This is a genomic window from Devosia sp. UYZn731, assembly GCF_040546795.1.
Classification (GTDB): Bacteria; Pseudomonadota; Alphaproteobacteria; order Rhizobiales; family Devosiaceae; genus Devosia.
In genome coordinates this window covers 97,073-110,396 of record NZ_JBEPOL010000008.1, presented here as the reverse complement: position 1 = coordinate 110,396, position 13,324 = coordinate 97,073, and the positions used below count along the sequence as shown (strand labels likewise).

General features: G+C 61.5%; 12 protein-coding genes and 1 pseudogene. 1 reads left to right on the top strand and 12 read right to left on the bottom strand.

The window, feature by feature from the left end; translation table 11 throughout:
* Positions 1-103 precede the first annotated feature (103 nt).
* Entirely contained in the window at positions 104-619 is a 516-nt protein-coding gene (locus tag ABIB57_RS19675) for a response regulator (protein WP_354042947.1), read from the top strand.
* On the opposite strand, the gene ABIB57_RS19670 is transcribed toward ABIB57_RS19675, so the two are convergent.
* From ABIB57_RS19670 to ABIB57_RS19615, 12 genes and pseudogenes are all read right to left on the bottom strand, one after another.
* Positions 616-1,638, bottom strand: a complete 1,023-nt coding sequence (locus ABIB57_RS19670) for an ABC transporter ATP-binding protein (protein WP_354042946.1) — start codon at positions 1,636-1,638, stop codon at positions 616-618. The two genes, ABIB57_RS19675 and ABIB57_RS19670, sit on opposite strands and share 4 nt — an antisense overlap.
* Positions 1,635-2,618 carry an ABC transporter ATP-binding protein gene (locus ABIB57_RS19665; RefSeq protein WP_354042945.1) on the bottom strand — a complete coding sequence of 328 codons (984 nt, stop codon included), beginning with the start codon at positions 2,616-2,618 and terminating at the stop codon, positions 1,635-1,637. Before ABIB57_RS19665 ends, ABIB57_RS19670 begins: the two co-directional genes overlap by 4 nt.
* Before the next feature lie 3 nt (positions 2,619-2,621).
* Positions 2,622-3,539, bottom strand: coding sequence for an ABC transporter permease (locus ABIB57_RS19660; RefSeq protein ID WP_354042943.1), 918 nt, complete (start codon positions 3,537-3,539; stop codon positions 2,622-2,624).
* Positions 3,539-4,462 (bottom strand): ABC transporter permease subunit, encoded by a 924-nt coding sequence (locus tag ABIB57_RS19655; RefSeq protein WP_354042942.1) that lies wholly within the window; start codon positions 4,460-4,462, stop codon positions 3,539-3,541. Before ABIB57_RS19655 ends, ABIB57_RS19660 begins: the two co-directional genes overlap by 1 nt.
* Positions 4,463-4,553: 91 nt before the next feature.
* Positions 4,554-6,170, bottom strand: a complete 1,617-nt coding sequence (locus tag ABIB57_RS19650; RefSeq protein ID WP_502914435.1) for a peptide ABC transporter substrate-binding protein — start codon at positions 6,168-6,170, stop codon at positions 4,554-4,556.
* Between the two features lie 183 nt (positions 6,171-6,353).
* Entirely contained in the window at positions 6,354-6,491 is a 138-nt protein-coding gene (locus ABIB57_RS19645; protein ID WP_354043151.1) for a type II toxin-antitoxin system RelE/ParE family toxin, read from the bottom strand.
* Between the two features lie 17 nt (positions 6,492-6,508).
* Positions 6,509-6,631, bottom strand: a pseudogene (locus tag ABIB57_RS19640) (hypothetical protein); the annotation flags it as partial.
* A complete protein-coding gene (gene relB / locus ABIB57_RS19635) occupies positions 6,631-6,816 on the bottom strand; it encodes a type II toxin-antitoxin system RelB family antitoxin (RefSeq protein WP_354042941.1) in 186 nt (61 codons plus the stop codon). The pseudogene ABIB57_RS19640 and the gene relB, both read right to left, overlap by 1 nt.
* A gap of 42 nt (positions 6,817-6,858) precedes the next feature.
* On the bottom strand, positions 6,859-7,029 hold the full coding sequence (locus tag ABIB57_RS19630) for a hypothetical protein (RefSeq protein ID WP_354042940.1): 171 nt from the start codon (positions 7,027-7,029) through the stop codon (positions 6,859-6,861).
* On the bottom strand, positions 7,026-8,309 hold the full coding sequence (locus ABIB57_RS19625; RefSeq protein ID WP_354042939.1) for an acetyl-CoA C-acetyltransferase: 1,284 nt from the start codon (positions 8,307-8,309) through the stop codon (positions 7,026-7,028). Before ABIB57_RS19625 ends, ABIB57_RS19630 begins: the two co-directional genes overlap by 4 nt.
* 151 nt (positions 8,310-8,460) lie before the next feature.
* Entirely contained in the window at positions 8,461-10,422 is a 1,962-nt protein-coding gene (locus ABIB57_RS19620) for a 3-hydroxyacyl-CoA dehydrogenase NAD-binding domain-containing protein (protein ID WP_354042937.1), read from the bottom strand.
* Between the two features lie 182 nt (positions 10,423-10,604).
* Entirely contained in the window at positions 10,605-13,076 is a 2,472-nt protein-coding gene (locus tag ABIB57_RS19615) for an acyl-CoA dehydrogenase (RefSeq protein ID WP_354042936.1), read from the bottom strand.
* Positions 13,077-13,324: the final 248 nt, after the last annotated feature.

Below are 13,324 nucleotides of genomic sequence, written 5' to 3'. Positions count from 1 at the left end.
AAGTGTGGATTTGGGGCACCGCCAAGCCGGGCATTAACCCCGTGGATAGAATGCTAAGCTATTGTCTCATCACTTAAAATTAACCCACGGTCCGGCATTCGTCATGGCACAAGAGTCCATTCCCAACCATGGCGTACTGATCGCTGACCCCAGTGCGAACATGGTTTCCCTGATCGGTGGCATGCTGCGCGGCATCGGTCGGCGTGATTACCGCGAAGCCAATGACGCCCAGTCCGCCATGGACGAACTTGCCAACCGGCAATTCGACGTTCTCGTCATCGATGATGGGTTGGACGGCCTCGACGGTGTCGAACTGGTCCGCCAGTTGCGTGCCTCCGTCGATAGCCCGAACCGCTACGTGCCCGTGGTCATGATCTCTGCAGCCCCCGATGCCAGACGTATCGCCGAAGCCCGTGACGCCGGCGTCACCGAATTCCTGCGCAAACCCTTTGCCGCCGCCCATCTACAGTCGCGCCTGGTCTCCATCGCGGCCAATCCTCGCGGCTTCGTCGAGGCGGCAACCTACAAAGGCCCCGACCGGCGTCGCAAAACCGTCGCTATCGGCGACCAGGATCGGCGTGACGAGGCCCCGCTGATCCTGGTGCCCAAGGCGAGCTAAACCCCCAGCACCGCGTCCTCCGGGACGCCGATCTCGCGCCAACGGATGCAGGCCACCAGTCGTCCATTCTCGATGGTTTCGAGCGGGGGCCGTACTTCGGCACACCGTGGCTTGGCGAAGCGGCAGCGCGTGCGGAAGGTGCACCCCGACGGCGGGTTGATCGGCGAGGGGATTTCCCCTCGCAGCGCATCGATGTTGCGTTGTCGCGCCAGCTTTGGATCGGGGATCGGCACGGCCGTCAGCAGCGCCCGCGTATAGGGGTGGCGCGGCTCCTCGTAGATTTCGTCGCCGGTCGCCAGCTCGACGATACGGCCGAGATAGAGCACCAGAATGCGATCCGACACGTGCCGCACCACGCTCAGATTGTGCGAGATGAAGATCAGCGTCAGCCCGAACTCATCCTTGAGCTCACTGAGCAAGTTCAAAATCTGCGCCTGGATCGACACATCGAGCGCCGAGACCGGTTCATCGCAGACGATCAGCTTGGGCTCGGTGATCAGCGCGCGGGCAATGCCGATGCGCTGCGCCTGCCCGCCCGAGAATTCGTGCGGATAGCGGTTGATCATCTCGGGCAGGAGACCGACGGCCTCCATGGTCTTGAGCACGCGGGCGCGCCGCTCGTCCTTGTTGAGCTCCGGGCGCAGCGTGCGCAGCGGATCGGCAATGATCTCGCCCACCGTCATGCGCGGATTGAGCGAGGCCAGCGGGTCCTGGAAGATGATCTGCAGGTCGGCGCGATGCTTGCGCATCTCTTCGGCCGGCAGCTTGGTCAGGTCCTGGCCCAGCCACAGCACCTGACCCTCATCGGGCGCCAGCAATTGCAGGATGCAGCGGCCAAGCGTGGACTTGCCGCAGCCGCTTTCACCGACAATGCCCAGCGTCTCGCCCTTGCGGATGGTGAAGTTGATATCGCTGAGCGCGGTCAGCACCAACGGGCGGGCCAGGAAACCGCCGGAGATGGAAAAGGTCTTCTTGAGATCGCGGATTTCCAGCAGGTTGATCGGGGTCTGATCCATCATGCCACCTGCCCATAGGCCATCGGGCCTTCATAGAAACACGCCTTCTCCCGGCCGTCGCCGGCATCGCCCAGCGGCGGCCGCTCGACGAGGCATCGATCGAACGCGAACGCACAACGCGGATTGAACGAGCAGCCCTTGGGCAGATGCTCGAGGCTCGGCGGCAGGCCCTGGATCGGATCGAGCCGCGCCGCCCGCTTGGCGATATGCGGCGTCGAATGCAGCAGGCCCAGCGTATAGGGATGGCGCGGATCGTAGAACAGATCGTCGACGCCGCCCTTCTCCACGGCGCGGCCGCCATACATGACCATCATGCGGTCGGCAACGCCCGCGACGACACCCAGATCGTGTGTGATCAGCACCAGCGAGGTGCCAAAGTCGTCGGTCAGGGTCTTGAACAGGTCGAGCATCTGCGCCTGCACCGTCACGTCCAGCGCCGTGGTCGGCTCGTCCGCGATCAGGATTTTCGGCTGGCACAGCAGCGCCATGGCGATCATGACGCGCTGGCGCATCCCGCCCGAGAGCTGATGCGGATAGGCATTGGCGCGCTTTACAGGCTCGGGGATACCGACCCGCTCGAGCATCTCGACGGCCGACTTGGTTGCCTTGTCCCGATCGAACCCGCGATGCTTGACCAGCACTTCGCTGAGTTGCGTTTTGACCTTGAGGCTGGGATTGAGCGATGTCATCGGATCCTGGAAGATCATCGCGATATCCTTGCCGCGATAGCGATCCAACTGGTCCGGCGCCATGCCGATCAGGTTGACATCCCCCATCATGGCGCGACCACCGGTGCGCCCATTGCGCGCCAATAGGCCCATGATGGCGAGGAAGGCCTGGCTTTTGCCCGAGCCGCTTTCGCCCACCACGGCAAGGGTTTCGCCCTCGCCCAGGGTGAAATTCATCTCGCGCACGGCATGCACTTCGCTGTTATGCAGCGCGAAAGTCACCGACATGTCTTGGACGGAAAGTACTTGTTTCATGGCTCAGCGATCCTTTGGATCGAGGGCATCGCGCAGGCCATCCCCGATATAGGAAAAACATACCAGCATCAGCACCAGAAACAGTGCCGGGCCGAACAACATCCAGGGCAGAGCCTCTGCCACTGGTGCGCCGAAGGAAATCAGCGTGCCCAGCGAGGTCTGCGGCTCCTGCACGCCGAGGCCAAGATAACTCAGGAAACTCTCGGTTAGAATAATCTCGGGCACGGTCAGCGTGGCGTAGATCACCACGGGACCGGTCAGGTTGGGCACGATATGGCGGAAGATGATGGTGAATGGCTTGGCGCCGCCGGCTCGCGCCGCTTCGATGAACTCGCGTTCCTTGATCGACAGGGTCTGCCCGCGCACGATGCGCGCCATGGTCAGCCATTCCAGGCACCCGATGCCAACGAATAGCAGCACCGGTGAGCGCCCAAAGATCACCACGAGAATGATGACGAACAGGATATAGGGCAGCGCATACATGATATCGACGAACCGCATCATGGCGGCATCGATGCGGCCACCGAAGTAGCCGGCGATCGCCCCATAGGCGATGCCAATGACCACCGACACCACCGTGGCCACGCCCGCCACCGTGAGCGACATCTGCGTGCCCTGCAGGATGCGGGCGGCCATGTCGCGGCCATTCTGGTCGGTACCGAGGAAATGGCCCTTGGCAAAATCGGGTGGCTTGCGGATCGAGGTCCAATCGATCTTGTCATAGCTCCAGGGCAGGAAATATGGCCCGAAGATCGCGATCAGGATCACTGCCGCGAGGAGGAAAATCGAGACCACCGCCGCCTTATTGGCGAACAGGCGCCGCAACGCGTCCTGCGTCAGCGAGCGCCCCTTGGGGGCTTCTTGTTCGAGCGCAACCGCATAGGCGGTCAGCACCGTGTCTTTGCCCGTAATACCGGCCATCAGTTCAGCCTCACTTTTGGATCAAGCCAGGCATAAAGCACGTCGACGATGAGATTCAGGGCCAGGATGATGAAGACGTACAAAATGGTGGTGCCCAGCACGAGACCGTAGTCCCGATTGAGCGCCGCAGTGATGAAGTACTTGCCGATGCCGGGCAGCGCAAAAATCTGCTCCACTACGAGCGAACCGGTCAGAAGATAGCTAAGGCCAGGCCCCAGATAAGACACCACCGGCAACAGCGCCGGCTTGATCGCATGCCGCGTCAGGATCAGCGCCGCCCCCAGCCCCTTGGAGCGGGCGGTGCGGATATAATTGGTGCCCAGCACCTCTATCATCGAGCCACGCACCAGCCGCGCCACGCGCGCGCCATGCGGCATGGCCAAGATGATGATGGGCATCACCAAGTTGATATAACTGCCTGGGCGATAGCCCCCCACCGGCAGCCAGCCTAGATAGACCCCAAAAATCAGTTGAGCCAGATTGGCCATCAGGAAATTGGGAATAATCAGCGGGATCAGCACCACGAAAACCAGCAGGTAGTCTGGCCACCTGTTCTGGTTCACCGCCGCCAGCGCACCGGCAACCAGGCCCGCCAAAGTGCCGACGATGAAGGCCGTAAAGCCCAGCATCAGCGTGAACGGCAGGCCGATCGACAGCAGCCGCGAGACGGTAAAATCTTCCATCACCATGGATGGGCCGAAATCGCCGCGCAGCACCCCGCCGACGTAGATGAAGAACTGCGTCAGGATCGGCTGATCCAGATTATAATGGGCCCGCAGATTCTTGAGCACGTTGGCCGGCAGCGCACGTTCGCCGTCGAACGGGCCGCCCGGCGCCAAGCGCAGAATAAAAAAACACACCGTAATGGTGAGGAAAACTATCGGGATCGCCGACAGGACGCGACGAAACGCGTAGGAAATCATGAGGTGACCTTTCCCGTCATACGGCCGCCAGCAGCCGGAGGGAACAAGGCTGGATCGCGTGCGTCCACACGCGATCCAGCGGTTTGCAGGACTATTCCGACTTAGTCATCCAGCGGACACGATTGATGTCCTTGGCATTGTCTTCAAAGCCCGTGATCTTGGGCGAAACAACGTTCTTGGACACGTACCAGTAGATCGGAATGCTGGCGAAATCGTCCATCGCCAGGGCTTCTGCCTGATGCATCAGGCCAGCGCGCTTGACCAGATCGAGTTCGCTCGAGGCCTGGGTCATCAGCTCATCATATTTGGGGTTGGAATAACGACCATAGTTATTGCCCCAATTGACCACGCCGTCAGTGCCTTTGACGCCGGTCTTGAGCAGGTCGAGCGTATTGCTGGGATCGTTGTAGTCGAGCAACCAGCCGGCGCGGCCGACCTGGAAGTCGCCGGCGTTGAGCGCATCGTAGTGCACGGCGGTCTCGGCATTGAACAGTTCAACTTCGACGCCGATCTGCTTCCACATGTCGGAGATGGCGACGGCAATGCGCTGATGGTTGTCATTGGTATTGTAGCGTAGCTGCAGCTTCAGCGGCTTTTCCGGGGTATAACCGGCTGCGGCCATCAAGGCCTTGGCTTCTTCCACGCGCTGCTCATAGGGCTCGGTGGACCATGCCGGAGCGTAAGCTGCGCCATCGTAATTTCCGGTGCCGGGCGGTACCCAGCCATAGGCCGGCAGTTCGCCGGTGCCCAAAACGTCCGGTCCGATCACGTCGCGCATCACCGAAATCGACAGCGCCTTGCGGATGTTGACGTCGTTCAGCGGGGGCTTGGACTGGTTCATCACGTAGTAATAGACGCCCAGGAACGGGGCGACATGGGCCTGACCGGGATACTGGTCCTTGAGCAGCTGATACTGATCGGACGGGAAGTCAGTCAGAATATCGAGTTCGCCGGCGCGGTAGCGGTTGAGCGCGGCGGTCAGGTCTTCCGTGTTTTCGAACATGATCTCGTCGATCTTGAGATCAGCCGCACCGTAATAGGTGTCCGACTTGACAGCCTTGACGTAGGAGCCCGGGACCCATTCGGTGATATTATAGGGGCCATTGCCGACGATATTGCCGGGCTGCGTCCACTGGTCACCGAATTTTTCGATGATGTCCTTGCGGATCGGATAGGCCGTGTAATGCGTCAGCGCCTGCAGGAAATAAGGGGTTGAGGCCTCGAGCGTGATCTCGAGGGTCTTGTCATCGATGGCCTTGACGCCGAGTTGGCTGAAATCGGTGATTTCGCCGGCCGCGATCTTGGTCGAATTCTTGATCGGGAACTGCAGATAAGCGTATTCGGCAGCGGTCTTGGGATCGAACAGGCGCTGGAAGGCGTCGACGAAATTCTGCGCAGTCACGTCTACGCCATCAGACCACTTGGCATCGGCCCGCAGCTTGAAGGTATACACGGTGCCGTCATCGGAAATCGTCCAGGACTCGGCCTGGCCAGGAATCGGATCGGCTTTGATATCCTCGGCAACCAGGCCTTCGAGATATTCACCAACGATGCGATTTTCCCAATCGCCGGAAACCTTGTGCGGGTCCAGCGAACCGGGTTCGCCACCATTGCCTAGGTTGAGGGTAACGGCCGATGCCGACCCCACCATCATCAGCGCCAAGGCGCCTGCGGTCGCGACCGCTTTGAAAACCTGGGTGAATTTCATGCTCGTGCCATCTCCTGTGGACTATTTCCTGATGCTATTATGTGCCCCAGACTCTGCGGCCCGGATGCCCTCGTCTATGCCAGCGGATTTGACCCGCTGGTCAAGAAGATTGGACGGTATCCTGCCTTTTCGTCCACTGACAAGTAAAACCTTGACCTAAACGTCAACTGCTCAACGATTTTTTCAAGGGTATTCCTGGCGGGCGTGCAGGACGGAGACGATATCAATCTGATCGGTTAAGACTCGATAGACGACAATGTAATTTGGATGGACGACCAGTTCTCTGGTCCCACATCTTCCCGGCCCGGGCGTCCCAGATATGGATGCCGCGACAAGGGCAATACGGCGTCCTCAACGCGGGCGTGAAGTGCCGTGGCGGCACGCTCGTCGAATTGACCGATATAGCGGACTATGGCTTCAAGTTTTTCGAGGGACCTTTCGCTCCAGATAATTTGGAGCATCAGGCCGACTTCTTCGCGGCTTCCCGAATAGCTTTGCGAATCCTCGCCATCGCTTCGTCGTGTGGAACGCCAGGACGTTTGTCGGCGATCGACGCCCGAACTTGTTCCCTGAACCACTTGTCGTAGCTGTCGGCCTGTTCCTGGGTCTCGAATTCGGAAATGATCGGATCGAGCTTTTTAGTCATCGCGGACCTCCTGCCCCTAGCTTGGCACGATGGGGACCGCTGTCAAGCCGGCGGGCCGCCCATCATGCCCAGTTGCTGCCAGGCCACGATGCCGACCGCCACCGCGACCAGCACGACCCACGGCAGCCAGCCCGGCATTTTAGGCGGCACCTTGTTCGGCGGCTTTTCCGGCTTCTTCTCGATGCGCCGGAACTTTACGACATTATCACTCAAGCCGCGCTCTCCACCAATGCCGTCACACCCTGCCCGCCGGCGGTGCATACCGAAATCAGCGCGCGCTTGCCAGCACCCGTTGCCAGCAGCTTCGCCGTCAGCCCCAAAATACGCGCCCCGGTTGCGGCAAATGGATGGCCATAGGCTAGGCTGGAGCCCTTTACGTTGATCTTGGCCGGATCGATGGTGCCCATCACCTGGTCGCGCCCGAGCACATCTTTGCAATATTGCGGATCGTTCCACGCCGCCAGCGTGCACAGCACCTGCGCGGCGAACGCCTCGTGCAGCTCGAAATAATCGATATCGGCAAACGTTAGCTTCGCCCGCGCCAGCAATTCCGACACCGCGATCGTCGGCGCCATCAGCAGTCCCTCGCCATGGGCGAAGTCGTTGCCGGCGACGCGGCCCATGGTGAGATAGGCCAGCACCGGCAGGCCGCGCGCCTTGGCCCAGTCTTCGCTGGCTAACAGCACCGAGGATGCACCATCGGTCAGTGGCGTGGAATTGGCGGCCGTCAGAGTGCCATGGCCGGAGGTTTTGTCGAAGGCCGGCTTCATCGTCGCCATCTTTTCCAGCGTCGTATCGGCACGCACATTATTGTCGCGCACGAGGCCCGCGCATTGCACCAAGAGGTCATCGTGAAAACCCTCGTCATAGGCCTTGGCCGCATTCTGGTGGCTGCGATAGGCCAACTCGTCCTGCGCCTGGCGGGTAATGCCCCATTGCCGCGCCATCAGCTCGCAATGCTGACCCATTGACATGCCAGTGCGCGGCTCGTTGACCGACGGTGCCACCGGCGTCAGTTCGCCAAACGAAAACCCCTTGAACGTCTTGAACTTCTCCCCCGTCGTCCGCGCGCGCGACAATTCGATCATCCGGTGCTGAAATTTGGTGCCGAACACGATCGGACTATCGCTCACCGTATCCGAACCGGCGGCGATACCGCTTTCGATCTCGCCCGAGGCAATCTTGGCGCCGAGCACCAATGCCGCCTGCAAACTGGTGCCGCAGGCGATCTGAATCGTCGTTCCCGGCGTGCGTGGCGACAGCCCAGCGTCGAGGCTCGCCTCGCGCGCCAGATTGAAATCGCGGCTATGGCCGATGACGGCGCCCGCCATCACTTCGTCGATCTTTTCGCCCTTGAGGCCGTACTTGTCCGACAGCCCGCCCAGCACCGTGGACAGCATGGAAAGATTGGTCTCGTCCTGATAGGCGGTGTGCCCGCGCGCAAAGGGAATTCGCGCCGAGCCGATAATGGCAATCCTGCGAAGTTCGGTCATTTCGTTCCTCGAAATTGGTTCTCAAAGGCGTCAGGCCGAGGCGAGACGGGGGTTCGGCGAGCACCGGAGCGGAGCGTACGTTCGGTACGTGAGCACCGGAGAGCAGGCGAACGCCCGTCGCAGACCGGCATCACGTCTTTGGGGACCAATTTCAAGCTTTCCCATCTCTACGCGCGCGCATCGGCCCGCCGAGGAACGGCGCGAAGCCCGTTCCCATGATTACCCCGATATCGGCAAGGTCAGCGTTGGCGACGACGCCTTCGGCCACCACGATCTCGGTCATATCGATCAGCGGCTTGACCAGCTCGCGGCCCAGCGCCGCCATGTCGCGCCCCTCCGGCACCGGTCCCTTGACCGCCTTGCCGTCAACCCACTTGTAAAAGCCCTCGCCACTCTTGCGACCGAGCTTGTTGGCCGCCACCAGATCGGCGAATTGCGTATTGTCGCCTACCGCATGGCCCAGTTCCCTGGCCACCGACTTGCCGACATCCAGCCCCACCGTGTCCATCAGCTCGATGGGTCCCATCGGCATGCCGAAGGCCACGGCGGCCGCATCCAGTAATTCCTTGCTTTCGCCGCGTTGCACCCGCTCGACGGCGGCCAGCATGTAGGGCATCAGCACCCGGTTCACGAGGAACCCCGGCGCCGATTTGACCACCACCGGACTCTTGCCAATGGCCAGTGCGAAGGCCGCCCCCTTGCCGATCTCGGCATCGGTATTGAAGGTCGAACGAATGACCTCGACCAGCGGCAATTGCGCCACCGGATTGAAGAAATGCAGCCCGATCAGCCGCGCCGGATCCTTAAGCTTTTCGGCAATCCGCTCCAGCTCGATGGAGGAGGTGTTGGTGGCCAGGATCGCGCCCGGCTTGAGCTTGTCTTCCAGCCCGCCAAAAATGGCCTGCTTGACCTCGAGCTTTTCGACCACCGCCTCGATGATCACATCTGCCCGGCTGACGCCCTTGCCGGTGGGGTCGGCCTCGAGCCGCATCACCGCCGCGTCGACTTCGTATTTCTTGCGCAGGCGCTTCTTGAACAGCGCCTTGCCGCGATCCAGCGCCGGCTTGATGCGCTCCATATCCAGATCCTGCAGCGTCACGCTCATGCCGCGCAACGCGCACCAGGCCGCAATATCGCCGCCCATCACGCCAGCGCCGATCACATGCACCCGGGCGAACTTAGCGCCCTTGAGGCCCTGCTTCTTGAGGCTCTCCGACAAGAAGAACACCCGGCGCAGATTGGCCGCCGTATCGGTGCCCATCAGCGGCACGAAGGGCTCGATTTCGCGGCGGCTCATCGCCTGCCAGTCATTGCCGTGCTTTTCGAACAGGTCGATCAGCGCATAGGGCGCCGGATAATGTTCTTTTCGCGCTTTTTTAGCGACTTGCTCACGCATCTTGCCGGCGGCATAGCCGCGCAACGGCCCCATGCCCATGATGCGCTTGGTGAAGCCGGCAACACCCGACTTGCGCTTCTGCAGCACCGCCTTGCGGGCTTCCCAGCCCAGCATGTCGCGATGGCGCACCAGCTTGTCGACCAGCCCCATGCCCCGCGCCGCGCCGGCCTTGAGCATCCGCCCGGTCAGCATGATCCCCATCGCATCGATTGGCCCGGCCTGCCGGATCGAGCGGCCGGTGCCGCCGAAGCCGGGGAAAATCCCAAGCCCGACTTCAGGAAAGCCGATCCGCGTCTTGTCGTCATTGACGGCGATCCGGTAGTGGCAGGCCAGTGCCAGTTCAAGCCCACCGCCGAGGCAGAAGCCGTGGATGCCGGCGACCACCGGAATTTTCAAATTCTCGATCCGCTGGAACAGCGCATGCGTGCGTTTCAGCGCCTCCGGCAGCACCGAAAAATCGCTCATCGCGTCGAATTCGGACACATCGGCACCAGCGATGAAGCCGCTATCCTTGCCCGATAGCAGGATGACGCCGACCAACTGCTTGGCGTTCGCCAGTTCCTCGATCTGCGCCACCAGAGCCTCAAGCTCGGTGATGGCCTCGCGGCTGAGCGTATTGACCGGCGCGCCTTGCGTATTGATGGTCAGCCAGCCGAGCTGCTCCACATCGATCGCGAAGTGCCAGTGCTTGGTCCGCGTCACCTTAGGCTGAAACATCTTTGCTCCTCGACAATCATTGCGGTTTTAGCCGCTTATCTTCGACATCCACCGGCGGGCTCCTCCCCCTCCCGGGGGAGGCGGGGTGGGGGTATTAGCACCGACCGATATTGAGGCGACCAACCCCCGCCTTGATCCTCCCCTGTCAGGGGGAGGTGTCGACTGAATCACCAAGTCCAAATTTATTCCGCCGCCGCCTTGCGATGATGCTCTGCAGCCAGCTCCTCCGGCGCAAAATCATCCACCTTCACCACGCGATCGGTCGCCTCGTCGGCGGCCCGCATGATGCCGGCCTCATTGTCGTTGAGCACGCCCGCCGCTACGGCATCGGCAATCGCATCGCGATCCAACCGCCGCTCGAACACGCCCTTGCGCGCCGCCTTGGAGAACTTAGCCTCGATCTCCTCGGCCTCCGTCACCTTGATCAGCGCGTCTTCCAACACGCCGGTCACGTCATCGGGGTCCATTGACACATAGGTTCCCGTCGTCAGCCGATCGCGGAACGTGCCGGGCCGCAGCACGGCCCGCACGAAGCGGTAGTTGATCCGGTCGGTCGCGGGCTTGGCATGCCGCCCCAGCGGGAAGCAAAGGAAGCGCATCGCATTGGCCATCAGTCCATTGGGGAAATTGGCGAAAATCTCGCCAAAACTCTTCTCCATCGCCGCGATCCGGTCGGCCATGATCGCATCGACGACGATCTTGTCCTCGGCAATCCGCCCCTCCTCGTCATAGCGCTTGAGCGTGGCCGACATCAGGTAGAGATCGCCCAAAATATCGGCCATCCGCCCCGAGATCATCTGCTTGCGCTTCAGCGCGCCGCCCAGGAACACCGTGGTCCAATCCGCCACCAGCGCGAACACCTGGCTGTAGCGATGCAGTTGGCGATACCAGTGCGCCATTTCACCGTCATTGGGCGTCGAGGCAAAAGCGCCGCCGGACACGCCATGCAGGAAGGTCGCAAAAATGTTGCGCAGCATGAAGCTGGTATGGCCGCCAAACGCCTTGTCGAAGGCGTCGAGCCCGGCCTTTTTGTCGAGGTTCTGCACCGACTCGATTTCGCGATAGAGGAACGGATGCGCCCGCAGCACGCCCTGCGCGAAGGTCATCAGCGTGCGCGTCAAAATATTGGCGCCTTCCACGGTGATCGCCACCGGCGTAGCCATATAGGCGCCGAACAGATAATTGGTCGGTCCGTCCTGGATGGCGCGGCCACCATGAATGTCGAAAGCATCATCGAGGCTTTCGCGCATCGCCTCGGTGGCGCGGTACTTCAGCAGTGCCGAAATCACTGCCGGCCGCTGGCCTTCATCGACCATCGACGCCGTCAGCCGCCGCGCCGCTTCGAATGTGTAGGCGTTCTTGACCATCCGGCCCAGCGGCTCGGCCACGCCCTCCATGATGCCGACCGGGATGCCGAACTGTCGCCGCACCCGCGCATAGGCCGAGCTGACCCGCAGGCTCTGCTTGATCGAGATCGAGCCGATGGCCGGCAGCGAAATCGCCCGTCCGGTCGACAGGCACTCCATCAGCATGCGCCAACCCTGTCCGGCATAATCGGTGCCGCCGATCAGGAACTCCATCGGCACAAACACGTCGGTGCCCTTGGTCGGCCCATTCATAAAGGCCTGCCGCGATGGATAATGCCGGCGCCCGATTTCTACCCCGGGATGGGTTGACGGCACCAGTGCCAGCGTGATGCCGATCTTCTCGCCACGGCCCAGCAGGTTATCCGGATCGTGCATGATGAAGGCCAGGCCCACCAGCGTCGCCACTGGCGCCAACGTTATGTAGCGCTTGTCCCAGGATAGGCGCACGCCGAGCACTTCCTTGCCCTCGTGCATCCCCTTGGTGACGATACCGATATCGCGCATGCCACCCGCATCCGAGCCCGAATGTACCCCGGTCAGCGCGAAACATGGCACTTCCAGCCCCTTGGCCAGTCGATGCAGATACTTCGCCTTCTGCTCGGCTGTGCCGTATTTTTCCAGCAATTCGCCAGGCCCAAGCGAGTTGGGCACCATCACCGTAATGCCCGCGGCCACCGAGCGGCTCGACACTTTGGAGACGATCATCGACTGCGCCTGCGCGGTGAAGCCCAGCCCGCCATGCTCCTTGCCGATCAGCATGCCCAAAAAGCCATTGTCCTTGAGGAACTGCCAGACTTCCGGCGACAGGTCGCTGCGGTTATGGCGCGTATCCCAATCGTCGATCATCTTGCAGACGATATTGACGGGGCCATCCAAGAACGCCTGCTCTTCGGCGCTCAACGTCAGTGGCCGGATCGAAGTCAGCTTGGTCCAATCGGGGCGACCGGAAAACAGCTCGGCATCCCAGCCGACCGTGCCGGCATCCAGCGCTTCCTGTTCCGTGCGGCTCACCCGTGGCAGAATGGATTTGACCATGCCATAGACCGGCCGCGTCACCACGCTCTTGCGGATCGCCTCGACCGACAGCAACAGCAGAATAACCGCCGGCAGCAGCACCAGGATCAGCCCGCCGATATCGGTCGCGAACATCGCCCCCGCACCGGTGAAGTCCACCCGCGTCAGCAGCCCGATCACCAGCGCCGCCACGCCCCATTGCCACAGCGGCGACTGGCGCACCGCCAGAACCGCAGCCGCGACCAGACTGATCACGATAAGTGCGAGTGTCATGTCGTCCCCTCCTCGGCGCCGCATCCGTTGCCCCGGATGACGTCGCATTCCCCAAACCCAGGCGAAGAGCCGACTGACGCCAGCATAGTCACGCAAGGCCGCACCATCATAGCGCGATGTCTCTTAACGATTGACCGACAGTTTATTCTAATTGACGTTTACGTCAACCAACGATCCATAACGTCGTCATCGAAGAATGTCCGTCCAGAAGTTCGGGCATCTGTTTGACGCTAACGTAAAGCCGTGGG

Excerpts from the sequence above, each read along its gene's own strand:
- ABIB57_RS19655 (WP_354042942.1), bottom strand. The coding sequence starts at position 4,462 with ATGATTTCCTACGCGTTTCGTCGCGTCCTGTCGGCGATCCCGATAGTT.
- ABIB57_RS19620 (WP_354042937.1), bottom strand. The coding sequence starts at position 10,422 with ATGTTTCAGCCTAAGGTGACGCGGACCAAGCACTGGCACTTCGCGATC.
- ABIB57_RS19615 (WP_354042936.1), bottom strand. The coding sequence starts at position 13,076 with ATGACACTCGCACTTATCGTGATCAGTCTGGTCGCGGCTGCGGTTCTG.
- ABIB57_RS19670 (WP_354042946.1), bottom strand. The coding sequence starts at position 1,638 with ATGATGGATCAGACCCCGATCAACCTGCTGGAAATCCGCGATCTCAAG.
- ABIB57_RS19650 (WP_502914435.1), bottom strand. The coding sequence starts at position 6,170 with ATGAAATTCACCCAGGTTTTCAAAGCGGTCGCGACCGCAGGCGCCTTG.
- ABIB57_RS19665 (WP_354042945.1), bottom strand. The coding sequence starts at position 2,618 with ATGAAACAAGTACTTTCCGTCCAAGACATGTCGGTGACTTTCGCGCTG.
- ABIB57_RS19625 (WP_354042939.1), bottom strand. The coding sequence starts at position 8,309 with ATGACCGAACTTCGCAGGATTGCCATTATCGGCTCGGCGCGAATTCCC.
- ABIB57_RS19675 (WP_354042947.1), top strand. The coding sequence starts at position 104 with ATGGCACAAGAGTCCATTCCCAACCATGGCGTACTGATCGCTGACCCC.
- ABIB57_RS19660 (WP_354042943.1), bottom strand. The coding sequence starts at position 3,539 with ATGGCCGGTATTACGGGCAAAGACACGGTGCTGACCGCCTATGCGGTT.
- relB (WP_354042941.1), bottom strand. The coding sequence starts at position 6,816 with ATGACTAAAAAGCTCGATCCGATCATTTCCGAATTCGAGACCCAGGAA.